The sequence below is a fragment of the Cupriavidus gilardii genome, from assembly GCF_008801915.1.
GTDB classification, from domain to species: domain Bacteria; phylum Pseudomonadota; class Gammaproteobacteria; order Burkholderiales; family Burkholderiaceae; genus Cupriavidus; species Cupriavidus gilardii.
The window spans coordinates 29,353-54,263 of record NZ_VZOV01000024.1 but is presented as its reverse complement, the minus strand read 5'-3'; the positions used below and the strand labels follow the sequence as shown (position 1 = coordinate 54,263).

The following is a 24,911-nucleotide window of genomic DNA, read 5'->3' as shown; positions in this document are numbered from 1 at the left end:
TGAAGACGCCGGGCCTTGGCCCGGCGTTTTTTATTTTGCCGCGTATGTTCGGATTTGGTCTGACGGACCGTGGGTCTCATGGTCCTCCGATAAGGGCCTCGGTAGCGTCGGGTCATGCCGACGATCCGCGCCACCACCGAATTTGAAGCGCGTTGCGCCTTGCTCGCCTGCATCTGGAGTAGGAAATGACCGCAAAACCCCGAATCTTTGACGTTGCCGATCACCTCAAGACGGATCGCCAGATGGCGCTGTATCTGGAGGCCTGTCTCGAGGAGCAGGATCCCGAACTGGTGATCGCGGCGCTGGGTGACATCGTTCGTGCGAAGGGCCTTCGCGATGTGGCAGTACGCGCCGGTCTGTCCGTCGACGCGCTCGGCAAGGTTCTGAATACGAAGTCGGCCGCTGACTTTGCGACTGTCTTGAGGATTGTCGCGGCGCTTGGCTTGCGCCTGCATGCCATTCCGGCCACTGTTCATGGCAAGACGGGGGCCGCCGCCCTCGCGCAATGGTCCCTTGAAGTCGGCAAGCGCCTGCATTCCTGAAGCCTGACTGTCCGGTTCGGGTTCCCCTCTCCCGCTTGCGGGAGAGGGGCGGGGGAGAGGGCAAGCGGCTCTTGTTATGCCACTGTGGATTGAAACTGCGGTGGTCAAGTTTTATCAGACAGTCGTTAAGGTGGTCTGGTTGAACTTGTCCTCGTAATCCTGCGGCGACTCATACCCCAGTGTCGAATGCAGACGCATGGGGTTATAGAAGCCAACGATGTACTGCATGATGTCGCGCCGGGCTTCGGCCCGGTCGGCGTAGCGGCGCTGCCACACGCGCTCCATTTTCAAGTTCAGGAAGAAGCGTTCGGCCACCGCGTTGTCCCAGCAGTCGCCCAGGCGGCTCATGCTGCAGACCATCCCGTGACGCGCCAGCAAGCTCTGGTACTCGTCGCTGGCGTACTGGCTGCCACGATCCGAATGCACGATCAGACCCGGCCCCGGCTTGCGGTGCGCAATGGCCATCTGCAACGCGCTTACCACCAGGGTGGACGGCATGGCCGCGGCCATGGACCAGCCCACGACCTTGCGGGAGTACAGGTCCAGCACCACCGCCAGGTACAGCCAGCCCTCTAGCGTGCGGATATACGTGATATCCGACACCCACGCCTGGTTGGGCGCCGCGGGTCTGAACTGTCGATCCAGCACGTTGCGCGCGACCGGCCGGTCGTGCCGGCTGTTGGTCGTTGCCACAAATTTGCGTTTCCACACCGGACGCAGATGGGCCTGACGCATCAGCGTGCGAGCGCGATACCGGCCGATCTTGACCCCTTGCCGGCTCACATCCCGCGCCACCCGCCGGCTGCCATAGGTGCGCCCGCTGGCCTCGAATGCGGCGCGCACGTACACCATCTGTCTGGTCCGCTTGGCGTCGCCACCGGGGCGGCGCAAGAACGCATAATAGCCAGCGCGGCTGACACCCAGCGCCAGGCAGGCGCGGCTCAGGGGAATGGCCTCCTTCTGCAAACCACTGACTGCGTGATACATCACTTCAGTTCGCGGGCGAAGAAGGCCGATGCCTTTTTTAGGATCAGGTTGTCCTCCTTCAGGCGCCGGTTCTCTTCCTCCAGCTGACGGATGCGTTGCTGCTCCGGCGTCAGCGGCCTACCAATCCCCTTCTCGCCCTTGAGCTCGGCGTCGTACTGGGCCAGCCAGCGCCGTACGGCCGTCTCGCCAATGGCCATCGAGTGGCACACCTCGGCCACCGACAGGCCTTGATCCCGGATCATCCGGACCACCTCCAGCTTGAAGGCAGGGTCAAATTTGCGGCGTTGCTTCATGGTTCGGTCTTTTTCCTCGTCGATCGTGATTTTCCACTTATCGACCTGTCTGAGGAAATTGAACCACCGCAGTGCGCGTTTCTTGACCTGCATCAAGTCGCTGTCCGTTCCGCGGCCCTAACATCGACTCCGTCATGAAGCTGCGGGGGCGCACTTCATGACTGTCTACCCGTTTCCTTGCTGGAAACTTGACCCGCGGTGCTCCCGTACCGCGGGTTTTTTCTTTTGGGGCGCTCGGCCGCGGCCCCATCGCCGCCACTGCGGCCACTGCCGCCACTGCGGCCACTGCCGCCACTGCGGCCACTGCCGCCACGGCCGCCATTGCCCTTGTCGTTGCCCGAGGCACGGCCGCCCCGCGGCCTTATGCGAAAAACGTGCTTGGATCGGCGAAACCATTCGTTCCTTGTCGCCTTGCCCGCCGGTAGTCTCGATGCTGTCGCGATGGCCCATGCATGCCGTCGCGCATGCCAGCCTCATTTTTTCCGACGGACGGGAGCCCTTGAAGATGATTCGCCAGTTGGCCATTGCGGCCGCAGTGTTGTCCCTTGCCGGCGCGGCCGGTCTCGCGCATGCCCAAACGACCCTGCTCAACGTGTCCTACGACCCCACGCGGGAGCTGTATGTCGACGTCAATGCCGCCTTTGCCAAGGCCTGGAAGGCCAGGGGCGGCGACAACGTGACGATCCGCCAGTCGCACGGCGGTTCCGGCAAGCAGGCGCGCTCGGTCATCGACGGGCTGGAGGCCGATGTAGTGACGCTGGCGCTCGGCTACGACGTCGATGCGATCGCGCAGAAGGGCCTGATCAAGCCGGACTGGCAGAAGCGGCTGCCGCACAATGCCTCGCCCTATACCTCGACCATCGTGTTCCTGGTGCGCAAGGGCAACCCGAAAGCCATCCGCGACTGGAGCGACCTGGTCAAGCCCGGCGTGCAGGTGATCACGCCCAATCCGAAGACCTCCGGCGGCGCGCGCTGGAACTATCTGGCGGCCTGGGGCTATGCGCTGCGCCAGCCGGGCGGCAACGAGGCCAAGGCGCGCGATTTCGTCGCGCAGCTGCTGAAGAACGTGCCGGTGCTGGACTCCGGCGCCCGGGGCGCGACCACGACTTTCGTCGAGCGCGGCATCGGCGATGTGCTGATCGCCTGGGAGAACGAGGCGCTGCTGGCGATCAAGGAGCTCGGTCCGGACAAGTTCGATATCGTCGCGCCGTCCGTGTCGATCCTTGCGGAGCCGCCGGTCGCGGTGGTCGACAAGGTGGTCGACAAGCGCGGCACCCGCCGCGCCGCCGAGGCCTATCTGCAATTCCTCTATACCGACGAGGGCCAGGAGATCGCCGCGCGCAATTACTACCGGCCGATCTCCGAGAAGGTGGCGGCCAAGTACGCGTCGGCCTTCCCGAAGGTCAAGCTGTTCACCATCGACGAAGTGTTCGGCGGCTGGCAGAAGGCGCAGCAGGCCCACTTCGCCGACGGCGGCACCTTCGACCAGGTCTATCAGCCTGGCCGCCGCTGAGCCGCGGGGGACCGGGAGCGTTGATGACCCAAACTGGCACCGAACGCGGCACCGACCGTGGCACCGAACGTGGCACGCTCGCCCGCCGCGCCCCCGCCGATGGACGGCCACTCGCACAAGAGGGCGACCAACAGGATCTCGACCGGTGCGCCGCCGCGCGGTTCGAATCGGCCGGCGCGCTGCCGCTTCCGGCCGCGCTGGCCCGCTATCTGGAGGCGCTGCCAGCGCGACCCGAGCCCGGCTATTCGCTGTGGCGCGACGCCCGCGGCCAGGTGCAGGGGCGCTTCCACCAGTGCTCGCTGACCAGCGCATTCGCACCGCTGATCGCGCTGGCCGACCGCCGCGTGATCGGCCATGAGGGCACCATCCGGACGTACGCAGGCGAGCAGCCCGGCCTGGCCGCGTGGAAACTGTTCGCACTGGCAGCCGACGACGCCTCGCTGGTCGCGCTCGACCGGCTGTCGCGGCTGCTGCATGCGATCAACTACGTGGCCGCGGGCGGCACGGGCCGGCTGGTGCTGAACGTGCACAACCGGCTGCTGGCGGCGGTGGCCGACGACCATGGCGCCGCGTTCCGGCGCGCGGTGCAGGCGCTGGACCTGCCGCAGTCGCAGCTGGTGATCCAGGTGCCGGCCAGCGCCAACGACAATCTGCCGCTGCTGCTGCAAGTGGTCGGCAACTACCGGCGCAACGGCTTTGCCGTCAGCCTGCAGGCGTCCGATCCGGCCGAGGCGGGCGTGCTGATCGCGCAGGCGCGGCCGGACTGGCTCAAGCTCGATATGGGCCGGCTGTGGACCGACCGCCAACTGGCGGGGCTGCGGGCCAGCGCCGCCGATGCCGGCGTGACGCTGATCGGCCGCCGGCTCGACAGCGCCGAAACCGCGCTGCGGCTGCAGGCGGCGGGCATCGAACTGGGGCAGGGGACCCACGCCGGCGCGACGCTCGGCCCGGGCGAACTGCGGCGCGCGGGACCACTGTCGTGCCGTCCCGACTCGCAGCGTCCCGACCCGCACCGCCGAGATTTGCGCCACCCGGACTTGCGCCACCCCGACTCACGGCGCCCCGACTCACGGCGCCCCGATTCCCAGCACGACGACCAGGAGGAACCCAGATGACGTCGCGTCTGCTGTCCCATGCCGCCGACATCGAGCTCGAGGTCCCGCCGGGGCTCGGCATCCTGACCGTGCCTGGCCTGCACGGCAGCGGACCCGAGCACTGGCAGAGCCGTTGGGAACGCCGCTTTCCCGACTGGCAGCGGGTCGAACAGCGCGACTGGTCGCGCCCGAGCCTGCATCTGTGGGCCGAGCGCGTCGGCGACGCGGTCGCTCGGGTGCGGCGGGTCGCACCGCGCGGCGCGGTGCTGGTCGCCCACAGCTTCGGCTGCCTGGCGACGCTGCGCCAGGCGGCGAACGACCCCGACGGCATCGCCGGCGCCGTGCTGGTCGCGCCGGCCGACCCCGACAAGTTCGGCGTCGCGCCGCTGCTGCCGACCTTCCGGCTGCCGTTCCCGACGCTGCTCGCCGCGAGCCGCAACGACCCGTGGATGGCGCAGCGGACCGCGTTCACCTGGGGCACGCTGTGGGGCAGCGAGCTGCACGATGCGGGCAGCCTGGGTCACATCAATGCGGATTCCGGGTTGGGCCGCTGGCCGGAGGGGCTCGGCCTGCTCGGCACGCTGCTGCAAAGGATCGACGCCCGCGGCGCCGGCCGTGCCCATGACAAGCACGGCACCGCATGGGAAGCCGGGCTCGAAGTGATCCCCACCGTCCCATATATCTGAATCGACTAAAGACATGCGTAAATATTCGTTCTGAATATAAGCGCTGCTCTGCACAATCTATTGGTCCGCTGCCGTCGCCGCATAAAGCCGCGCCGGCGGTGCCCATCGCACGTCGAACGCGCGTCGAACGCGCGCCCAGCGCGGCGCGCCACGTTGCCTTCGCCGGTTTTCGCATCCGACACCATGCCTGCCACCTTGCCATTGACCGATACCGTGCCAGCGGCGCCGACCTTTCCGCGGCGGCTGCCCGGCCCGCTGCGCGCCCGCCATACGGTGCTGCCGGGCTTCGGCCTGTCGCTCGGGTTCACGCTGCTGTATCTGACGCTGATCGTGCTGATTCCGCTGGCGGCCGCCTTCCTGAAGGCGTTCACGCTGAGCTGGGACAGCTTCTGGGCCATCGTCACGGCGCCGCGCGTGCTGGCCGCCTACAAGCTCAGCTTCGGCGCCTCGCTGATCGCGGCGATCGTCAATACGGTGTTCGGCCTGGTGGTGGCCTGGGTGCTGGTGCGCTATCGCTTTCCCGGCCGGCGCCTGGTCGATGCGCTGGTCGATCTGCCGTTCGCGCTGCCGACCGCGGTGGCCGGCATCGCGCTGACCGCGCTGTTCGCCGGCAACGGCTGGATCGGCCGCTGGCTCGAGCCGCTCGGCATCAAGGTCGCCTTCAACCCGCTGGGCGTCGTGATCGCGCTGACCTTCATCGGCCTGCCGTTCGTCGTGCGCACGGTGCAGCCGGTGCTGGAAGAACTGGAGCGCGAGCTCGAAGAGGCCGCGGCGAGCCTGGGCGCGACGCGCTGGCAGACCTTCGGCCGCGTGATCGTGCCGGCGATCGCGCCGGCGCTGCTGACCGGGTTTGCGCTGGCCTTCGCCCGCGCCACCGGCGAGTACGGCTCGGTCGTCTTCATCAGCGGCAACATGCCGATGGTGTCGGAGATCGCGCCGCTGATGATCTACGCCAAGCTCGAGCAATACGACTATGCCGGCGCGACCGCGGTGGCGGTGGTGATGCTGCTGATCTCGTTCGCCTTGCTGCTGCTGATCAACGGCCTGCAGGCGTGGTCGCGGCGCCGCCAGAACGGCGGCCGCCAGGCGCCCGCGCAGCCGCGCGGCGACGACGCGGCGGGGGCATCGCGTTCGCTGACCGCGGCCGGAGACTTCTGAGATGGCCGGCTCCCTTCCCGTGGGCGCGGCACGCGCGCTGCCGGCGACGCCGGTGCATGACGCCACCGCCGAGGCGCCGTGGGTGCGCCGCACGCTGATCGCGGTCGCCGCGCTGTTCCTGACGCTGTTCCTGTTCGTGCCGCTCGCCGCGGTGTTCTACGAGGCGCTGCGCCAGGGGCTGAACGCCTACTGGAGCGCGCTGGTCGAGCCCGACGCGCTGGCTGCGATCCGCCTGACGCTGACCGTCGCGGCGATCGCCGTGCCGCTGAACCTGGTGTTCGGCGTTGCCGCGGCCTGGGCCATCGCCAAGTTCGAATTCCCCGGCAAGAGCCTGTTGACCACGCTGATCGACCTGCCGTTTTCGGTCTCGCCGGTGATCTCGGGCCTGATCTATGTGCTGCTGTTCGGCGCGCAGGGCTGGTTCGGACCGTGGCTGGCCGAGCACGACATCCGCATCCTGTTCGCGGTGCCGGGCATTGTGCTGGCGACCGTCTTCGTGACCTTTCCCTTCGTCGCGCGCGAGCTGATTCCGCTGATGCAGGCGCAGGGCACCGAGGAAGAGGAGGCCGCGATCGTGCTCGGCGCATCGGGCTGGCAGACCTTCTGGCGCGTGACGCTGCCCAATATCCGCTGGGGCCTGCTGTACGGCGTGATCCTGTGCAATGCCCGGGCGATGGGCGAGTTCGGCGCGGTGTCGGTGGTGTCGGGCCATATCCGCGGGCTGACCAACACGATGCCGCTGCACGTCGAGATTCTCTACAACGAATACAACTTCGTCGCGGCCTTCGCGGTGGCCTCGCTGCTGACGCTGCTGGCCCTGCTGACGCTGGCGATCAAGACGCTGGTCGAATTCCGTACCCGGCGCGAACTGGGCGAGGCGAACGAGGAAGGCATGCCGGTCGCGCCGGCCATGCTGCCGGCTGCGTCGGCGCTTGCCGTGCCGGCGCAGGCCGCGGCGTTCGCCAACGAATCGGTGTGCGCCGCGCAACCCGCCAAGGTGCGCCGTCCGGCCGCCGGGGCCGATCCGCAAGACAGCTTGGGATGGACATCATGAGCATTCAGGTAAGGCATCTGCACAAACAGTTCGGCGATTTCGTCGCGCTGGACGACGTCACGCTCGATTTCGCGGAAGGGGAACTGACCGCGTTGCTGGGGCCGTCCGGTTGCGGCAAGACCACGCTGCTGCGCGTGATCGCGGGACTGGAGCGCGCCGATCGCGGGCAGGTGCTGCTGGAGGGCCAGGATGCGACCGGGCAGCCGGTGCGCCAGCGCCAGGTCGGCTTCGTGTTCCAGCACTACGCGCTGTTCCGCCATATGACGGTGTTCGAGAACGTCGCCTTCGGCCTGCGCGTCAAGCCGCGCGGCGAGCGGCCGGGCGAGGCGCAGATCCGCGAGCGCGTGCGCGCGCTGCTGGAACTGGTGCAGCTGGACTGGCTGGCCGACCGCTATCCGCCGCAGCTGTCGGGCGGGCAGCGCCAGCGCATCGCGCTGGCCCGCGCGCTGGCGGTCGAGCCGCGCGTGCTGCTGCTGGACGAGCCGTTCGGCGCGCTCGATGCCAAGGTCCGCAAGGAGCTGCGGCGCTGGCTGCGGCGGCTGCACGACGAGCTGCACGTGACCAGCGTGTTCGTCACGCACGACCAGGAGGAAGCGCTCGAAGTGGCCGACCGCGTGGTGCTGATGCAGCGCGGCCGTGTCGAGCAGGTGGGCTCGCCGCAGGCGGTCTACGAACATCCGGCCACGCCGTTCGTGTTCGGCTTCCTTGGCCATGTCAACCGCATTCACGGGCGGCTCGAGCGCGGAGCCGGGGGCGGGGCGCTGCGTAGCGGTGCGGCGCTGCTGTCGTTGTGCAGCGGTCCTGATGACGAGGGCCTGGGCTCGGTCGACGAGGTGGATGGCGCCGAGGCCATCGGCTACGTCCGTCCGCACGACGTCGAGCTCGAGCGCTATGCGCCCGGCGCCGAAGGCATCGTCGCAACGCTGCGGCGTGCGCTCGCGCTCGGGCCCGTCGCGCAGCTGGAACTCGAGCGCGAGGACAACCGCGAGCTGATCGAGGTGGTGCTGCCGCTCGAACGCTTCCAGCGCGACGGTTATCGCGAGGGCGAGCTGCTGGCGGCGCGGCCGCGCCGCATGCGGGTGTTCGCCGGAGAGCAGGGCGCGCGGCAGGCGGCACGCACGCCGGCATCGGCAGGAGCGTCGCGATGAACTTCCAGCAACTGCGATCGATCCGCGAGGCGGTGCGCCGCCAGTTCAACCTGACCGAGGTCGCCAACGCGCTGTACACCTCGCAGCCCGGCGTGTCGCGCCAGATCCGCGAGCTCGAGGAGGAACTGGGTGTCGAGATCTTCGAGCGCTACGGCAAGCGGCTGACCGGGCTGACCGCGCCGGGCCGCGAGATCGTCCGCATCGTCGAGCGCCTGCTGCTCGAGGCGGAGAACCTGCGCCAGGCCGGCGACGAATTCGCCGGCCGCCATACCGGCCGGCTGACGGTCGCCACCACGCATACGCAGGCGCGCTATGCGCTGCCCAAGGTCGTCACCGAATTCCGGCGTGCCTACCCGCACGTCACGCTGGCGCTGCAGGAGGCCTCGCCCAACCATATCGTCGAGCTGCTGCTGTCGGGACAGGCCGATATCGGCATCGCCACCGAGGCCTTGGCCAGCGAACCGTCGCTGACGGCGTTCGACGCCTATACCTGGCGCCATGTGCTGGTGGTGGCGCCGGACCATCCGCTGACGCGGCTGCCCGAGCCGACGCTGGAGGACCTGGCAGGCTTTCCGATCATCACCTACGACGCTGGCTTTACCGGCCGGCGCAAGATCGACAGCGCGTTCGCACAGGCCGGCCTGCAGCCCGAGATCGTGCTGACCGCACTGGACGCCGACGTGATCAAGACCTATGCCGAGCTCGATCTGGGCGTCGGCATCATTGCGTCGATGGCCTACGACGCGCGCAAGGACAGCGGCCTGGTGCGGATTTCGGCCGATCATCTGTTCGCGCCGAACACCACCAGCGTGGCGGTGCGCCGCGGGGCCTATCTGCGCGGCTACGCGCATGCCTTCATCCAGCTGTTCGCGCCGCAGCTGTCCGAGCAGGCGGTCAGCAGCGCGCTGTCCGAAGGCGGCAGCCTGGGCGCGCTGACGGCCGAGGCCGCGTAGGCGTTCGCGGCGCGGTTGCCAACGCGGCTGCCTTCTGCCCCGGCCCCTTTCCCGCAAGCGGGAGAGGGCAGAAGACCCACAGGGACTGCCATGCCGCAAGCATCGCGGCGCTGCCGCATGCCGGCATGGTTCTGCGCCGGGCGCTCGCCGCGCTTGCACTCTGCTGCGTCTCGTCATACGTGGATCCCGCCGCGTTCGGTTCGGGCCCGGCAGCGGCCCCTTCGCGCCGCCGGCCGCCCGTTCGTCGCATCCGGGTTTCATTCGCGCCGCCACCCGGGTTACATTACGCGCACGGACACGGGATGCGGTCCGATGCAGCGGCCGCGCGCCATGCTGCACCGCATCGCCGGTCATCCCGTGCCGCGTGCGATCCGCCGGACAGTTGGCGAATGCCGCGGTGGGGGCCGCACTGCCGCATGGAACGTCGGCGGGCGGCGGCTAGAATGAGGCAACAGTCCCTCCCCACACCCGCGTCGCCGAGGTGGCGGTGGAAGGACGGAGGCGACATGAGATCGACGCACCGCTGTTTCACCCACGCCATTCCCTCCCGCCTGACGCTGCTGGGGCGCGACCTGGTGTTCGTGCTCGTGATGAACGGCGTGATCGCGGTCAGCCTGACCTGGGGCTTCCAGACCGGCGGCACCTTCCTGAAGAACTTCGTCTATAGCCAGCTGATCGGCCTGTCGATCTGGGCGCTGATCGATATTCCGCGCGTGGTGATCTGGCGCAACGAGCGCCCGGCCGGCTGGCCCTTCATCCTGCTGGCGATCGCCGCGGTGCCGCTGGGCGTGCTGTTCGGCAGCTGGGCGACGCGGATGGTGATGGACCTGCCGCCCAAGTCGATGGAAGAGGCCAACGACATGCTGCGGATGTGCCTGGTGGTCGGGATGCTGGCGGCGACCAGCATGATCTACTTCTACTGGTCGCGCGAACGCCTGGCCTTCCTGCAGCGCCAGGCCGCGCTCGACGCGCTGCAGCGCGAGGAGGCCGAGAAGCAGCTGGTGCGCGCGCAGCTGATGGCGCTGCAGGCGCAGATCGAACCGCACTTCCTGTTCAATTCGCTGGCCCACCTCGACGGCCTGATCGCCACCGATCCGCATGCCGCGCGCAAGCTGCTGCAGGGGCTGATCGGCTTCCTGCGGCGCTCGCTGGCCCATACCCGTGCGGAGCAATGCACGCTGCAGCAGGAGTTCGCGCTGCTGCGCAGCTATCTCGATATCCAGGGGCTGCGCTTCGGCCAGCGGCTGTCCTATCAGTTCGATCTGCCGGACGATCTGGCCGAGGTCGAGATTCCGCCGATGCTGATCCAGCCGCTGGTCGAGAACGCCGTCACGCACGGCATCGAACCGTGCATGGCGGGCGGGCGCATCACCGTGTCGGCGCGCGCCCAGGGCGAGAATGCCGTACAGGTGTCGATCGCCGATACCGGCGTCGGCTTCGCGCAGGCCCCGGTCAAGGGCTCGGGCCTGGGACTGACCCATGTACGCGAACGCCTGGCGCGCATCTTCGGCGCCGCGGCCACGATGCAGATCGAGGAAAACGTGCCCAGCGGCGTGGTGGTGCGGCTGACCGTGCCCGTGACGCGCAAGCCGGCCGCGCAGGGCGTGCCGGCGCCGGCCGCCAGTTGCGGTGCGGCGCAGGGCGGGGCCGCGCCGGCGGTGCCGGTGCCGCCGATTCCGGCCGGCTCGGCCGCGTCGGTCGTCCCCCGATCCTGATACCGATTTCGCGGGCCGGGCCGTGTGTTGCCGCCGCCCGCCCCGTTAGCGCCGACGGTCGCCGATCTCCTTCGCGCCCGTCGATGATCCATCGATCGACTGCCACCGATTCCACGATGACGCCGACCTTGCTGATTGCCGACGACGAACCGCTGCTCGCCCGCGTGTTGCACGCCGAATTGTCCAGCCTGTGGCCCGAGGCGCAGGTCGTCGCGACCGTGCATGACGGGGTGTCGGCGCTCGAGGCGGTGCGCCAGCACGCGCCGCGCGTCGCCTTTCTCGATATCCGGATGCCCGGCATCACCGGCATGGAGGTGGCGCGCGACCTGCTCGGCAAGCCCGGCGCGCCGCTGGTGGTGTTCGTCACCGCCTACGACCAGTTCGCGCTGGAAGCCTTCGAAAGCGCGGCGGTCGACTACGTGCTCAAGCCGATCCAGCGCGAGCGGCTGGAGGCCACCGTCAACCGGCTGAAGACGCGGCTGGCGATGCCGCCGCAGGCGATGGACGGCAACGCCTCGGCGGGCGCGCTCGAAGGCGAGCGGCTGGAGCAGCTGCTGAACCGGCTGGAGGCGCTGGACCGCGACACCATCGCGCGCACCGGCGGTCCGTATCTGCGCTTCATCAAGGCGCTGGTGGGCCAGGAGGTGCGCATCATCCCGGTCGACGAGGTGATCTATCTGGAGGCCACCGACAAGTACGTCAACGTGGTGTCGAACAGCGGCGAGGCGCTGATCCGCACCAGCCTGCGCGAACTGACCCAGCAGCTCGATCCGGACCGCTTCTGGCAGATCCATCGCGGCACGGTGGTCAACATCGACTGCGTCGCCGCCGCGGTCAACCAGTCGCTGGGGCGCCTCGCGCTGAAGCTGCGCAACCGCCCCGAGACGCTGCCGGTGGCGCGCCAGTACGCCTATCTGTTCAAGCAGATGTAACGCGCGGCCGGCGCGCGATGCGCCGTTTCCCCAGCGGTTTTCCACTATGATGCTCCGGTTGCGCCGCACCACGGCGCGCACCCGGGCGTCGCGCCGCCTTCGCTTTCCTTTTGTCGTTTCCCCGTTGTTTCCCTTTATTTCCCTGCTGATCGAGGAGTGAATTGCCATGGATTTCGCCACCACCGACCTTTGCGACGATCACGAGGCTCGCCTGGCCGACGGCTCGCTGCGCGTGCTGACGCCGGGCTGGCAGGCGTTCGGCAAGCGCGCGCGCTTTGCCGGTCCCGCCATGACGCTGAAGGTGTTCGAGGACAACTCGCTGGTGCGCGAGGCCCTCGAGTCGCCGGGGCAGGGCAGGGTGCTGGTGGTCGACGCCGGCGGTTCGGCGCGCTGCGCGCTGGTCGGCGGCAATCTCGGCCAGCTTGGCCAGAAGAACGGCTGGGCGGGCATCGTGCTGAACGGCTATGTGCGTGACACCGTCGAGCTGAACGACTGCGAGATCGGCATCCGCGCGCTGGGCGTGCATCCGCGCAAGAGCGAGAAGCGCAACAGCGGGCAGCGCGACGTCGCGCTGCAGATGCCCGGCGCGGTCGTGCGTCCGGGCAACTGGATCTACGCCGACGAGGACGGTGTGCTGGTGTCCGACGTGGAGTTGGGCAAGGGGGGCAAGGCGGCCTGAGCCGTCCGACAGCCCTTGCACACAATTTCACGATGCGGAAAGACGTTTTGATGCGCAAAAATACATGGGTGCGCGGCACAACCGTCGTTTCTCATGATGGGAAAGGTCTTGCCGTATCGTGAAATGTTTTCGATAACATACTGAAATTTAAGGATAAAAAATCTGCGGCGAAGGCCGCATCGAGCCTTGTTGCGTCGCGGGATGCTTCTCTACACTCTTATATAAGACATATGACTTGCGGCGCTTCCGGAACGCTGAAACCGGCACCGGCGCCCAGGTCGGCAGACCGGCTCCCCGGCCGGTCGCGTCGCAAAGATTTGCCGAACCCCATTAACAGGAGAGTGACATGTCCCGCGAAATCGAAGCACAAAAGCTCAAGCAAGACTGGGAAACCAACCCGCGCTGGAAGGGTATCCGCCGCAACTTCACGGCCGAGGACGTGGTGCGGCTGCGCGGCTCGGTGCAGATCGAGCACACGCTGGCCCGTCGTGGCGCCGAGAAGCTGTGGCATCTGCTCAATACCGAGCCGTTCGTCAACACGCTGGGCGCGCTGACCGGCAACCAGGCGATGCAGCAGGTCAAGGCCGGCCTGAAGGCGATCTACCTGTCGGGCTGGCAGGTCGCCGGCGACGCCAACCTGGCCGGCGAGATGTATCCGGACCAGTCGCTGTATCCGGCCAACTCGGTGCCGCAGGTGGTCAAGCGCATCAACAACACCTTCCAGCGCGCCGACCAGATCCAGTGGAGCGAGGGCAAGGGTGATGTCGATTTCTTTGCGCCGATCGTGGCGGACGCGGAGGCAGGCTTCGGCGGCGTGCTGAACGCGTTCGAGCTGATGAAGGCGATGATCGAAGCGGGCGCCGCGGGCGTGCACTTCGAAGACCAGCTCGCCTCGGTCAAGAAGTGCGGCCACATGGGCGGCAAGGTGCTGGTGCCGACCCGCGAGGCCGTCGCCAAGCTGACCGCCGCGCGCCTGGCGGCGGACGTGATGGGCGTGCCGACGCTGGTGATCGCCCGTACCGATGCGGAAGCGGCCGATCTGCTGACCTCGGACATCGACGATCGCGACAAGCCGTTCTGCACTGGCGAGCGCACCGTCGAAGGCTTCTACCGGACCCGGCCCGGCATCGAGCAGTCGATCGCGCGTGCGCTGGCCTATGCGGAAGTGGCCGACCTGGTCTGGTGCGAAACCGGCAAGCCGGATCTGGAGTTCGCCAAGAAGTTCGCCGAGGCCGTGCACGCCAGGTTCCCGGGCAAGCTGCTGGCCTACAACTGCTCGCCGTCGTTCAACTGGAAGAAGAACCTGGACGACGCCACCATCGCCAAGTTCCAGAAGGAGCTGGGCGCGATGGGCTACAAGTTCCAGTTCATCACGCTGGCCGGCTTCCACTCGCTGAACTACTCGATGTTCAACCTGGCCTACGGCTATGCGCGCAACCAGATGAGCGCGTTCGTCGAGCTGCAGGAGGCCGAGTTCAAGGCGGCCGAGAAGGGCTTCACCGCGGTCAAGCACCAGCGCGAAGTCGGCACCGGCTACTTCGACGCGGTCACGCAGACCATCGAAGGCGGCCAGTCGTCGACCACCGCGCTGAAGGGCTCGACCGAGGACGAGCAGTTCTTCGACAAGAAGGTGGCTTGAAGTCGTAAGACTTGCGCGTGCTGGTTCCCTCTCCCGCTTGCGGGAGAGGGGTTGGGGGAGAGGAAAGGCGGCGGCGCACAGGCCGATGCGGTTCCTGCAGCCACCTCCTCTCCGCAACCCTCTCCCCCGTGGGGAGAGGGGGAACATCATCGCAGCGTGTGGCTGGGCAGGCCGGCCTTACTCACCGGTAGACGATCACCGGAATATCGGTATGCGTCAGCACCTTCTGCGTCTCGCTGCCGAGCAGCAGGCCGGACAGGCCGCGGCGGCCGTGCGAGGCCATGAAGATCACGTCGCAGCCATGCCGTTCGGCCGCGTCGATGATGCCCAGATAGGGCACGGCGAAGGTCGACATATCGGTGTCGCATGGCACACCGGCCGCGGTGGCGGCAGTCTCGACCTCCTTCAGGTAGATGCGCGCCTGCGCCTCGATGCGGTCCTTGAAGGCCTGCGGGGCCTCGACCACGATCTCGCTGAACGGCGTGTACGGATATTCCTCGAGGCAGACATAGGCCGTGACCCGCGCACCGATGGCTTTGGCCAGTTCGATGCCGCCGTCGATCGCTTTCTTGGACAGCTCCGAACCGTCAGTGGGGAGCAGGATGTGCTTGAACATGGCCGATCTCCTTGCGATGAGTCCAAAGGCATGCCCGAGGGCACCGGAAGCGGGGCGAAGGAACCGACCCGCGCTGACTTCATTGTAGCCAGTGTGGCGGCTAATGCATCGCGGGCGAACCCTTGCACGCTCGTCGTGCCGAGTCAGGCACCGACCGGCTCGTCGGCCGCGGGCAGCGGCGCCTGCTCGCCGCGGCGCCAGTAGGCAGGATTGCCGTAGGTGTTCTTCAGATGATCGATAAACAGCCGCACCCGCAGCGGCAGATGCTTGCGCTGGGGAAACACCGCATGGATGCCGATCGGCGGCGCCTGGAATTCGTCGAGCACGGTAACCAGGCGCCCGGTCGCGATCTCGTGTCCGACCTCCCACCACGAGCGCCACGCCAAGCCATGCCCTTGCAGGCACCAGGCATGCAGCACCGCGCCGTCGGTGCATTCCATATTGCCGCCGACCTTGACCGTGACCGGGCGGCCGTCCTGCTGGAACACCCAGCCGCGCTGCACGTTGGCGCTGGCGCCGAAGGCCAGGCAGTTGTGGGCCGCCAGTTCTTCCGGCGTCTGCGGCGTGCCGCGCCGCGCCAGGTACGACGGCGCGGCCACCACCACGCGGCGGTTCTCCGCCAGCCGGATCGACACCAGGCTCGAATCGGGCAGGTCGCCCAGGCGGATCGCGCAGTCGAAGCCCTCGTTGACCAGATCGACCACGCGGTCCGACAGGTCCAGCGTGATGGTCACGTCCGGATGCGATTCGATGAACAGCGGCACTACCGGCGCGACGTGCTTGCGGCCGAAGCCAGCGGGTGCGGTCACGCGCAGATGGCCGCTGGCCTTGACGCCGCCGGCCGAGACGCTGGCCTCGGCGTTCTGCAGATCGTTCAGGATCCGCTGGCAGTCCTCCAGGAAGGCCGAGCCCTCGAAGGTCAGCGTGATCTTGCGAGTGGTGCGCACCAGCAGCTTGACGCCGAGCCGTTCCTCCAGCGCGTCGATGCGGCGGCCGATGATGGCCGGCGCGACGCCCTCGGCGGTGGCGGCCGCCGACAGGCTGCCGCGCGAGGCGACCGAAACGAAGGTCGCCAGTTGCTTGAAATGATCCACGTGTCCCCGATGTTTTGCGGCCGGCGCGACAAAAAGCGATCTTGGCGGTACGTGCGCGCCGGCGGATGGGCGGGCCGGAGCCGATATTGGTTTCGGATCTTCCGGCGGTTCGCCAAGATTAGTAGCGCAAAAGTAAAAGATCAAGTGACCCGGGTCGGCTATGCCGCGCTGCAGCGCCTGCCTACAATGCTCGGAATTCGTGGTACGCCGGCCCTGTGCCGCGGCCGCCAACCCCTGGTCCTTGCTGCTATGAACCCGATCCGCGCCGTCGTCTTCGATGCCTATGGCACGCTGTTCGACGTGTATTCCGTCACGGCGCGCGCGGAGCAGCTGTTTCCCGGCAAGGGCGAGGCGCTGGCGCTGCTGTGGCGCGACCGCCAGATCGACTACACGCGGATCCGCACGATGGCGGCGCCCGACGGGGCCTGGTACAAGCCGTTCTGGGCGATCACCGTCGACGCGCTGCGCTATGCGGCGCAGCGGCTGGATCTGCGGCTCGATGCCGCCGCCGAGGGGCAGCTGCTGAAGGAATACGCGTGCCTGTCGGCCTTTCCGGAAAACCTGGGCGCGCTGCGCCGCCTGCGCGCGGCCGGCCTGCCGCTGGGCATCCTGTCCAACGGCAATCCGGAGATGCTGGACATCTCGGTCAAGAGCGCCGGCATGCAGGGCCTGTTCGACCATGTGCTGTCGGTCGACGCGGTGCGCCAGTACAAGACCGCGCCGGCCGCCTATGCGCTCGGTCCCGCGGCCTTCGGCGTGCCGGCGCACGAGATGCTGTTTGTCTCGTCCAACGGCTGGGACGCGTGCGGCGCGACCTGGTTCGGCTACACCACGTTCTGGATCAATCGTGCCGGCCACCCGGCGGAGCGGCTCGACGCCGAGCCGAGCGGGACCGGGCACGACATGAACGACCTGCTCGATTTCGTGCGCGCACGCGGCATCGCCGTCGCGCATGGATGAAGAGGGCAGGCATGGCACAACCCCCATCGATCACAGGAGAACATTGATGGCCATCACGTTGCCTGCGGGCATGAAGATTACCGGCGAAATCCTGCCGGCCTACGAAGATATCCTCACGCCGGAAGCGCTGGCCCTGGTGGACAAGCTGCACCGTGCCTTCGAGCCGCGCCGCCAGCAGCTGCTGGCCGCGCGCGTCGAACGCGCCAAGCGCCTGGACGCGGGCGAGCGCCCCGACTTCCTGCCGGAGACCAGGTCGATCCGCGAAGGCGACTGGAAGATCGCGCCGATCCCGAAGGCGCTCGAATGCCGCCGCGTCGAAATCACCGGCCCGGTCGAAGCCAAGATGGTCATCAACGCGTTCAACTCGGGCGCGGACAGCTACATGACCGACTTCGAGGATTCGAACACGCCGAACTGGCACAACCAGCTGCAGGGCCAGGTCAACCTGAAGGCCGCCGTGCGCCGCACGCTGACGCTCGAGGCCAAGGGCAAGGTCTACAAGCTGAACGACAAGATCGCCACGCTGCAGGTGCGTCCGCGCGGCTGGCATCTGGACGAGAAGCACGTGACCATCGACGGCCAGCGCGTGTCGGGCGGCATCTGGGACTTCGCGCTGTTCCTGTTCCATAACGCCAAGGAGCAGATCGCGCGCGGCGCCGGTCCGTTCTTCTATCTGCCGAAGATGGAAAGCCATCTGGAAGCGCGCCTGTGGAACGACATCTTCGTGATGGCGCAGAACGAGATCGGCCTGCCGCAGGGCACCATCAAGGCGACCGTGCTGATCGAGACGATCCTGGCCGCCTTCGAGATGGAAGAGATCCTGTACGAGCTGCGCGAGCACAGCGCGGGCCTGAACGCCGGCCGCTGGGACTACATCTTCTCGTGCATCAAGAAGTTCAAGACCGACAAGAACTTCTGCCTGGCCGACCGCGCCAAGGTCACGATGACCGCGCCGTTCATGCGCGCCTACGCGCTGCTGCTGCTCAAGACCTGCCACAAGCGCGGCGCGCCCGCGATCGGCGGCATGAGCGCGCTGATCCCGATCAAGAACGATCCGGAGAAGAACGAGATCGCGATGCAGGGCATCATCGGCGACAAGCGCCGCGATGCGACCGACGGCTATGACGGCGGCTGGGTGGCTCACCCGGGCCTGGTCGAGCCGGCGATGAAGGAATTCGTCGCGGTGCTGGGCGACAAGCCGAACCAGTTCGACAAGCAGCGCCCGGATGTCAACGTCAGCGGCGCCGACCTGCTGAACTTCCAGCCGGAGACGCCGATCACCGAAGGCGGCCTGCGCATGAACATCAATGTGGGCATCCATTACCTGGGCGCCTGGCTGGCCGGCAACGGCTGCGTGCCGATCCACAACCTGATGGAAGACGCCGCCACCGCCGAGATCTCGCGTTCGCAGGTCTGGCAGTGGATCCGCTCGCCGAAGGGCGTGCTGGAGGACGGCCGCAAGGTGACCGCCGAGATGGTGCGCGCGCTGATTCCGGAAGAACTGGCCAAGGTCAAGGAAGTGGTCGGTGGCGACACGAAGACCTACGACCGCGCCGCCGAGATCTTCGAACAGATGTCGACGTCGGAATCGTTCGCCGAATTCCTGACGCTGCCGCTGTACGAGGAGATCTGATGGCGTTGCCCTCTCCCGCTTGCGGGAGAGGGCGGATCACTGGTGGATCGCACACCTTGGACAAGCCCGCATCCGCGGGCTTTTTGCTTTGCGGAATGCGGCTGCGGCGCGAGGCCCTCATAATGGCGGCTTGAGCAAGAGGGAGAATCAAGTTGCGCTTCGAGCATCTGGTAGAGATCAATGACCCCAACATGCCGGCGCTGGAACCGCTGACGGCGGACCAGGTCTGGCAGGGGCTGGTACTGCGCGGCCAGTCGCCGGAGCTGTTCGTGCTGGGCCTGGACCGTGCCGAGATCACGGGCCGCGGCGACGACTGGATCGAACGCGTGCTGCATTTCGGCAACGCGCAGATTCGCGACCGGGTCGTGTTCGAACCGCGCCGCTCGGTCCGCTACGAGACCGCCGCCACCGCCGACCATGCCGGCGGCACGCTGACGATGACGGTCGAGACGCCGGGCCCCGGCGCGTTGCTGTTGCGCTTTACCTACGAGACGACGATGCCGGCCGTCGACGCCAGCGGCGACGACCGCTACGCCGAGATCGTCAAGTCGGCCTATCACGAGGCCGATCTCGATACGGTCCGCAAGATCCGCGAACTGGCCAGCACCGGCAGGCTCGGGTGAGCGAGGACGCCTTGCCGCCGCGCGGCGGCGACGGCCGCGCCCGCAGCGCCCCCACGCGCGCCCAGCTGCGCGAGCGCTATGGCGACAAGCTGCGCTGGCTGGTGCTGGTCACGCTGATGATCGGCACGATGTCGTCGATCGTGTCGTCGACCATCGTCAACGTCGCGGTGCCGGACCTGAGCCGGCATTTCGGGCTGGGGCAGGAGCGCGCGCAATGGGTCGCGGCCAGCTTCATGATCGCGATGACGCTGGCGATGCTGCTGACCCCATGGCTGCTGAACCGCTACGGCCTGCGCCGCACCTTTCTCGGCGCGGCGGTGCTGCTTGGCGTCGGCGGGCTGGTCGGCGGCTTCTCGCCCAGCTATGGCGTGATGATCGCGATGCGCGTGGCCGAAGGCATCGCCGCGGGCATCATGCAGCCGCTGCCCAATATCCTGATCCTGCGCGTGTTCGAGGAACGCGAGCAGGGCCGGGCGATGGGCATGTTCGGCTTCGGCGTGGTGCTGGCGCCGGCGCTGGGGCCGAGCCTGGGCGGCTTCCTGGTCGAATCGTTCGGCTGGCGCTCGATCTTCTTCGTGGTGGTGCCGCTGACGATCGTCGCCGGACTGATGGCGCGCCGCTTCATGGCGATCGATTCGGCGATGATGGGCGAGCGCAAGCCGCTCGACTGGCAGGGGCTGGCGCTGGCCGGGGTCGCCACGGTGATGCTGCTGAACGGCCTGGTCGAGCTGCGCGAGGACACGGCCACCGGCATGCTGCTGTCGGGGCTCGGCGTGCTGCTGCTGGTGCTGTTCGTGCTGTGGCAGCTGCGCGCGTCGGACCCGCTGATGAACATGCGGTTGTACAGCTATCGGCAGTTTTCGGCCGGTGCGGTGGTCGCCTTCATCTATGGCGCCGGACTGTTCGGTTCGACCTATCTGCTGCCGGTCTATATGCAGATGGCGCTGCAGTACTCGCCGTCGCAGGCGGGCTTCGTGCTGCTGCCGGCCGGCATTGCGCTGGCCGTGACCATCGCCCTGGCCGGACGGCTGACCAGCCGCGTGCCGCCGCATATCCAGGTGTCGGCCGGCCTCGCGCTGCTGGCCGCGTCGTTCCTGTTGATGGCGCTGGGCTCGCTGACGACGCCCTACGTGGTGCTGATCGCGCTGGCGGTGCTGGGCCGCATCGGCCTGGGCTGCATCCTGCCGTCGCTGTCGCTGGGTGCGATGCGGGGCGTCGATTTCTCGCTGATCGCGCAGGGCTCGAGCGTGATCAACTTCGTGCGGCAGCTGGGCGGTGCGATCGGCGTCAGTCTGGCCGGCGTCGGCCTGCAATGGCGGCTCGAGTCGCATGGCGCGCTGCTGGCCGGCAATCAGGCCGGCGCCGATGCCGCGGCCCGCATCCGCGCGTTCGACGAAACCTTCCTGGCGGTCGGGCTGGTGATCGCGACCGCGATCCTCGCGGCCTGGCGGATCCGGCCGCGGCGGCAGCCGGAGCGGGTGGGGCAGTAGCGCCTTGTCGAGTGACCGATCGCGGCGCCCCGCGCAGGCGGGGCTCCGTGTGCCGGCGGTCTTGCGTTGAAGCCGCCGGGTCCCCGCCTGCGGGGGGACGACGGTACGCCAAGGGTCAGCTCGCCGCGCCCGACTTCAGCTCCTCGACCAGCTCGATGTACTTCTGCATCGCCTCTTGCTGGCTGGTGCCCTTCAGCGTTTCCCACGCCTCGAACTTGTAGCGGCCGACGAAGTCGGTCATGCCGGGCTTGTCGCCATGGGCGTCACCCTCGCTGCCTTGCTTGTACAGCGCGTACAGGCGCAGCAGCGTCATGTTGCTGGGGCGTTCGGACAGTTGCTTGACGTCGTTCTGCGCTTGCTCGAAGCGCTGCTGCAGGTCGCTCATGGGGACTCCGGGACGGTGAGGGGGATCGACCCGCGATGATAGCCGCGGGTGCCGCCGATCCGGCCCGGAAAAAACCGAGGACGGCTTCGGTTCGGCGGCCAGCGGATACAATCGCGGCATGTCATGGATTCTTGCCGTTGAAACCTCCACCGAGTGGTGTTCGGTCGCGCTCGGCCACGCCTCGCCAGCCGGCGGCCTGCGCTGCCTGGCCCGCCACGAACAGACCGGTCCGCGCTCGTCGGGCCGGGTTCTGCCCGCCGCGGGCGAACTGCTGGCCGAGGCCGGCATCCGGCTGGCCGATTGTGCCGCGATCGCCTTCGGCGCGGGCCCGGGCTCGTTCACCGGCCTGCGCACCGCCTGCGGCATCGCCCAGGGTCTGGCCTTCGGCGCCGATCTGCCGGTCGTTCCCGTCAATACGCTGATGGCCTGCGCCGAGCGCGTGCGCGGCGTGCCCGGGGCCGCGCTGGAGGGCGACGCCACGGCCGAGCCGCTGCCCGCCGGCATGCCGGTGCTGGTCGCGCTGGACGCGCGCATGGACGAGGTCTACACCGGGCTGTTCGGCTGGGACGCGGCCCGCGGCGAATGGCACCAGGCCGGTCCGATGGGCGTGGTCCCGCCCGAGGCGGTGCAGGCGCCGTCCGCGACATTCTGGCTGGCCGGCAACGGCGTCACGGTCCATGGCGAACGATTGCACGCCGCCGCGCAGGCCGCGCGCACGATCCCCGACGCGATGCCGCACGCGGCCGCAGTGGTGGCGCTGGCGCAGCGTGCGCTGACGCGCGGCGAAACCGTGGCGGCGGCCGATGCGGCGCCGCTGTATCTGCGCGACAAGGTCGCGCAGACCGTCGCCGAGCGCCAGGCCGCGGCGGCCGGCCGCGCGTCGCTGGCAGCGACCGGAGAGCGGCAATGAGCGCCGCGCTCGGCGACAGCCGTGCCCGCGCCGTCCCCTGGCCCGCGGTGCCGGCCATGCCGGTGTTGCCGAGCGGCTGGGCGCTGGCCCGGATGACCGCGCGCGACCTCGACGCGGTGGTCGACATCGAGCAGCGCGCCTATACCCACCCCTGGACCCGCGGCAATTTCGAGAACTCGGTCAAGGCCGGCCATATCGGCCTGACGCTGCGCGACCCGGCCGGGCAGCTGGCCGGCTACGCGGTGCTGATGCCGGTGGTCGACGAGATGCACCTGCTCAATATCACGATCGAGCCGGCGCGCCATCGGCAGGGACTCGGCAAGCTGCTGCTGGCGGTGGCGCTGGCCACCGCGCATCAGCATCGGCTGCCCAATGTGCTGCTCGAAGTCAGGCCGTCGAATACCGCCGCGCTGGCGCTGTACGAGGCCGCCGGTTTCGAGACGATCGGCCGGCGCAAGGGCTATTACCCGGCCGCCGACGGACGCGAGGACGCACTGGTGCTGCGGCGCCGCTGGGACACGGCCCTTGACGGCGCACAGGACGGCACGCAGGACGGCCCGCGGGAGGCATCGGCATGAACCGGCGCGCGTTGTTTCTGGAGGCGCTCGGCATCGGCACCGAATGGGTGCCGCGGCATGCCGCGGCGGTTCAGGCGGAGCCCGAGGCCGCGGCGGCAACGGGGCTGCCGGAGCGGCAAGCGACAGGCTTCGAAGGACCGAGCCATCCAGCGCCGAGCCATCCAGCGCCGGACCATCCAGCGCCGGACCATCAGGCGCCGCGCCTCGACGCTGCCCGCGCGACGACCGCCCCCGCCCCCGCGCCGACGCCACGCCAGCCGGTCATTCCGATCGTTGCCGACGACGGCTTGCGGCTGCCGCTCGGCGAGTCGGTCGCGCAGCCCGCGGACGACCTTGCCACGCTCGACTGGCAGGCGCTGGAAGCGCGCGTGGCCGGCTGCACCGCCTGCCAGCTGTGCGGCACGCGGACCCGCACGGTGTTCGGCGTCGGCGATCGCGAGGCCGACTGGATGCTGGTCGGCGAGGCCCCGGGCGAGAACGAGGACCGTCAGGGCGAGCCCTTCGTCGGCCAGGCCGGCAAGCTGCTCGACAACATGCTGGCGTCGCTGCAGCTGGCGCGCGGGCGCAACGTGTTCATCGCCAACGTGCTGAAGTGCCGGCCGCCGGGCAACCGCAATCCCGAGCCGGCCGAGGTCGAGCAGTGCGAGCCCTTCCTGCGCCGGCAGATCGCCCTGGTGCGTCCGCGCCTGATCGTCGTGCTGGGCCGTTTCGCCGCGCAGACGCTGCTGCGCACCACCACGCCGATCAGCAAGCTGCGCGGCACGGTGCATCGCTACGAGGGCATCCCGGTGGTGGTGACCTACCACCCGGCCTACCTGCTGCGCACGCTCTCCGACAAGGCGCGTGCCTGGGAAGACCTGTGCCTGGCGCGCGATGTCTATCGGCAGAGCGATCCGGCCGCGCCGGCCGATCTGCTGGATTCCGGGCAGCACGATTCCCCGTTGCGCGACCTATCACGGGCCGGCGTTGCCGGCGGCGGCGATGCGGGAGCCGGTCACTGAACTGGCCGGCGCCGGCGCGACCACGGCCGAGCCGCTGTGGCGCGCCGCCACGTCGGCGCGCGTGCGCGATCTGGCCTGGTGCACGCTGGCGCCGCCGCTGCTGAGCGGCTTGCCGCGCGATGTCGCCGCGCTGGCCGCGCTCGCCGAAGGGGGCGGCGCGGCGCTGGCGAGCTGGCCGCCCGCCGCCCTCGCGGCCTGGCAGCGCTGGCTGGCCGCCGCCGATCCCCGGCAGCTGCCGCCCACGATCGAGGAACTGTCCGCCTTGCCCGGCGCCGTCCAGGCGCTGGCTCCGGCCGCGCGCAGCCTGCGGCTGGGCCGGCATGCCGAACGGCTGCTGCATTTCGCGCTGGAGCACGGCGACGGTATCGAGCTGGTCGCGTCCAATCTGCCGGTGCGCCGGCATGGCGCGCACGGCGTGCAGACGCTGGGCGAGCTGGACTTCGTCTGGCGGCAGAGTACGGCTGGCGCAGGCGGTGCCGGCCAGCTGGTGCACTGGGAGATGGCGGCCAAGTTCTATCTGCTGGTGGAGCCCGGCGGGGATGCGCCAGACGCGGCGGCGCCCGCCGAGCGCACTGCCTGGCTGCAGGCCTTCGTCGGCCCGAACCTGGTCGACCGCCTCGGCGACAAGCTGTCGCATATCGTCCGCCGCCAGCTGCCGCTGTCGCGCACGCCGGAGGCCGAGGCGCTGCTGGGCGGCCGCGTCGATCGCAGCGAAATCTATCTGCTCGGCTGGCTGTTCTATCGCGATGGGCGGATGCCGGCCGGCCTCGACGCGCTCGGGCTCAATCCGGCCCATCTGCGCGGCTGGTGGTCGACGCTGGAGCAATGGGCTCAGCGGGTCGGCGGGTCGGCTTCGTCCGCCTCGGCTTCGTCCGCCTCGGCAGCGCCGGTACGCTGGCATCGGCTGCCGCGCGCCCGCTGGCTGTCGCCGGCGCTGGTGCCCGAGCACGACACCGAACCGTTCGAGACGCTGCACGACGCGTTGGCCGCGCGCTTCGCCGAGCCGCATCGCGACCTGGCCTGGCGGCGCGAGTCGCCGGTGATGATCTGCGAGATGGAACCGGCCGGCGCGTTGGCGCCGGGCTGGTGGCGCGAGCGTTCGCGCGGCTTCGTGGTACCGCCGGGATGGGAGGAGAGGGCGCGGCAGCGCATCGCGCAGCCGCCGCGTTAGATCGCCGCGTTAGATCGCCGCGTTAGATCGTCGCGTCATTCCCGCGAAGGCGGGAAC

General features: G+C 68.8%; 24 protein-coding genes. 20 read left to right on the top strand and 4 right to left on the bottom strand.

The genetic code is table 11. The features are described 5' to 3' along the window. Positions 1–185: 185 nt before the first annotated feature. Complete coding sequence (locus F7Q96_RS21955; protein WP_151023284.1) at positions 186–542, top strand: addiction module antidote protein; 357 nt, start codon at positions 186–188, stop codon at positions 540–542. A 114-nt stretch (positions 543–656) separates the two neighbouring features. Here the strand turns inward: F7Q96_RS21955 and F7Q96_RS21950 are convergent. Then, a protein-coding gene (locus F7Q96_RS21950; protein WP_390885778.1) for an IS3 family transposase occupies positions 657–1,846 on the bottom strand; the annotation gives its coding sequence in 2 pieces (ribosomal slippage) (positions 657–1,558 and positions 1,558–1,846; 1,191 coding nt in all). Between the two features lie 481 nt (positions 1,847–2,327). On the opposite strand from F7Q96_RS21950, the gene F7Q96_RS21945 reads away from it, so the two are divergent. The 11 genes from F7Q96_RS21945 (at position 2,328) to aceA (ending at position 14,393) form a co-directional block, all read left to right on the top strand. Further along, complete coding sequence (locus tag F7Q96_RS21945; RefSeq protein ID WP_151023282.1) at positions 2,328–3,335, top strand: sulfate ABC transporter substrate-binding protein; 1,008 nt, start codon at positions 2,328–2,330, stop codon at positions 3,333–3,335. Positions 3,336–3,358: 23 nt separating this feature from the next. Next, positions 3,359–4,450 carry an EAL domain-containing protein gene (locus F7Q96_RS21940; RefSeq protein ID WP_170265986.1) on the top strand — a complete coding sequence of 364 codons (1,092 nt, stop codon included), beginning with the start codon at positions 3,359–3,361 and terminating at the stop codon, positions 4,448–4,450. Next, positions 4,447–5,115, top strand: a complete 669-nt coding sequence (locus tag F7Q96_RS21935; RefSeq protein WP_151023280.1) for an RBBP9/YdeN family alpha/beta hydrolase — start codon at positions 4,447–4,449, stop codon at positions 5,113–5,115. The genes F7Q96_RS21940 and F7Q96_RS21935 overlap by 4 nt, the downstream gene beginning before the upstream one ends. 183 nt (positions 5,116–5,298) lie before the next feature. Further along, a complete protein-coding gene (gene cysT / locus F7Q96_RS21930) occupies positions 5,299–6,273 on the top strand; it encodes a sulfate ABC transporter permease subunit CysT (RefSeq protein ID WP_053821627.1) in 975 nt (324 codons plus the stop codon). A gap of 1 nt (position 6,274) precedes the next feature. Then, entirely contained in the window at positions 6,275–7,327 is a 1,053-nt protein-coding gene (gene cysW / locus F7Q96_RS21925) for a sulfate ABC transporter permease subunit CysW (protein ID WP_082371440.1), read from the top strand. Then, the gene (locus F7Q96_RS21920; RefSeq protein ID WP_053823060.1) at positions 7,324–8,475 is read left to right on the top strand and encodes a sulfate/molybdate ABC transporter ATP-binding protein; all 1,152 of its coding nucleotides are present in this window, start codon (positions 7,324–7,326) and stop codon (positions 8,473–8,475) included. The genes cysW and F7Q96_RS21920 overlap by 4 nt, the downstream gene beginning before the upstream one ends. Next, the gene (locus tag F7Q96_RS21915; protein ID WP_053821628.1) at positions 8,472–9,428 is read left to right on the top strand and encodes a CysB family HTH-type transcriptional regulator; all 957 of its coding nucleotides are present in this window, start codon (positions 8,472–8,474) and stop codon (positions 9,426–9,428) included. The genes F7Q96_RS21920 and F7Q96_RS21915 overlap by 4 nt, the downstream gene beginning before the upstream one ends. 506 nt (positions 9,429–9,934) lie before the next feature. Then, positions 9,935–11,143 (top strand): sensor histidine kinase, encoded by a 1,209-nt coding sequence (locus F7Q96_RS21910; RefSeq protein WP_053821629.1) that lies wholly within the window; start codon positions 9,935–9,937, stop codon positions 11,141–11,143. 116 nt (positions 11,144–11,259) lie between these two features. Further along, a complete protein-coding gene (locus F7Q96_RS21905; protein WP_053821630.1) occupies positions 11,260–12,075 on the top strand; it encodes a LytR/AlgR family response regulator transcription factor in 816 nt (271 codons plus the stop codon). A 166-nt stretch (positions 12,076–12,241) separates the two neighbouring features. Next, complete coding sequence (gene rraA, locus F7Q96_RS21900) at positions 12,242–12,754, top strand: ribonuclease E activity regulator RraA (RefSeq protein ID WP_053821631.1); 513 nt, start codon at positions 12,242–12,244, stop codon at positions 12,752–12,754. A gap of 346 nt (positions 12,755–13,100) precedes the next feature. After that, complete coding sequence (gene aceA / locus F7Q96_RS21895; protein WP_053821632.1) at positions 13,101–14,393, top strand: isocitrate lyase; 1,293 nt, start codon at positions 13,101–13,103, stop codon at positions 14,391–14,393. Between the two features lie 181 nt (positions 14,394–14,574). Here the strand turns inward: aceA and F7Q96_RS21890 are convergent, their stop codons facing one another. Next, positions 14,575–15,009, bottom strand: coding sequence for a universal stress protein (locus F7Q96_RS21890; protein WP_006576556.1), 435 nt, complete (start codon positions 15,007–15,009; stop codon positions 14,575–14,577). Positions 15,010–15,152: 143 nt separating this feature from the next. Beyond that, the gene (locus tag F7Q96_RS21885) at positions 15,153–16,103 is read right to left on the bottom strand and encodes a LysR family transcriptional regulator (RefSeq protein ID WP_053821633.1); all 951 of its coding nucleotides are present in this window, start codon (positions 16,101–16,103) and stop codon (positions 15,153–15,155) included. Positions 16,104–16,352: 249 nt separating this feature from the next. On the opposite strand from F7Q96_RS21885, the gene F7Q96_RS21880 reads away from it, so the two are divergent. The 4 genes from F7Q96_RS21880 to F7Q96_RS21865 all read left to right on the top strand — a co-directional run bounded on the left by F7Q96_RS21880 (position 16,353) and on the right by F7Q96_RS21865 (position 20,809). Beyond that, on the top strand, positions 16,353–17,063 hold the full coding sequence (locus F7Q96_RS21880) for a haloacid dehalogenase type II (protein WP_053821634.1): 711 nt from the start codon (positions 16,353–16,355) through the stop codon (positions 17,061–17,063). 46 nt (positions 17,064–17,109) lie between these two features. After that, positions 17,110–18,696, top strand: a complete 1,587-nt coding sequence (gene aceB / locus F7Q96_RS21875) for a malate synthase A (protein ID WP_053821635.1) — start codon at positions 17,110–17,112, stop codon at positions 18,694–18,696. Positions 18,697–18,848: 152 nt separating this feature from the next. After that, positions 18,849–19,319 carry an SRPBCC family protein gene (locus F7Q96_RS21870; RefSeq protein ID WP_053821636.1) on the top strand — a complete coding sequence of 157 codons (471 nt, stop codon included), beginning with the start codon at positions 18,849–18,851 and terminating at the stop codon, positions 19,317–19,319. After that, positions 19,316–20,809 (top strand): DHA2 family efflux MFS transporter permease subunit, encoded by a 1,494-nt coding sequence (locus F7Q96_RS21865; RefSeq protein ID WP_390885757.1) that lies wholly within the window; start codon positions 19,316–19,318, stop codon positions 20,807–20,809. The genes F7Q96_RS21870 and F7Q96_RS21865 overlap by 4 nt, the downstream gene beginning before the upstream one ends. A 115-nt stretch (positions 20,810–20,924) precedes the next feature. Here the strand turns inward: F7Q96_RS21865 and F7Q96_RS21860 are convergent, their stop codons facing one another. Further along, positions 20,925–21,194 carry an acyl-CoA-binding protein gene (locus F7Q96_RS21860; protein ID WP_053821638.1) on the bottom strand — a complete coding sequence of 90 codons (270 nt, stop codon included), beginning with the start codon at positions 21,192–21,194 and terminating at the stop codon, positions 20,925–20,927. Positions 21,195–21,312: 118 nt separating this feature from the next. Here F7Q96_RS21860 and tsaB point away from each other — a divergent pair, with 118 nt between their 5' ends. From tsaB to F7Q96_RS21840, 4 genes are read left to right on the top strand one after another with little or no spacing between them, the layout of a single operon-like run. Continuing rightward, a complete protein-coding gene (tsaB, locus tag F7Q96_RS21855; RefSeq protein WP_053821639.1) occupies positions 21,313–22,104 on the top strand; it encodes a tRNA (adenosine(37)-N6)-threonylcarbamoyltransferase complex dimerization subunit type 1 TsaB in 792 nt (263 codons plus the stop codon). Next, entirely contained in the window at positions 22,101–22,682 is a 582-nt protein-coding gene (gene rimI, locus F7Q96_RS21850) for a ribosomal protein S18-alanine N-acetyltransferase (RefSeq protein WP_053821640.1), read from the top strand. The genes tsaB and rimI overlap by 4 nt, the downstream gene beginning before the upstream one ends. Further along, positions 22,679–23,683: a uracil-DNA glycosylase gene (locus tag F7Q96_RS21845; RefSeq protein WP_151023278.1), complete on the top strand. Its 1,005-nt coding sequence runs from the start codon at positions 22,679–22,681 to the stop codon at positions 23,681–23,683. Before rimI ends, F7Q96_RS21845 begins: the two co-directional genes overlap by 4 nt. Next, positions 23,664–24,854 (top strand): DUF1853 family protein, encoded by a 1,191-nt coding sequence (locus tag F7Q96_RS21840; RefSeq protein WP_053823061.1) that lies wholly within the window; start codon positions 23,664–23,666, stop codon positions 24,852–24,854. The genes F7Q96_RS21845 and F7Q96_RS21840 overlap by 20 nt, the downstream gene beginning before the upstream one ends. The last annotated feature ends 57 nt before the right edge of the window (positions 24,855–24,911 follow it).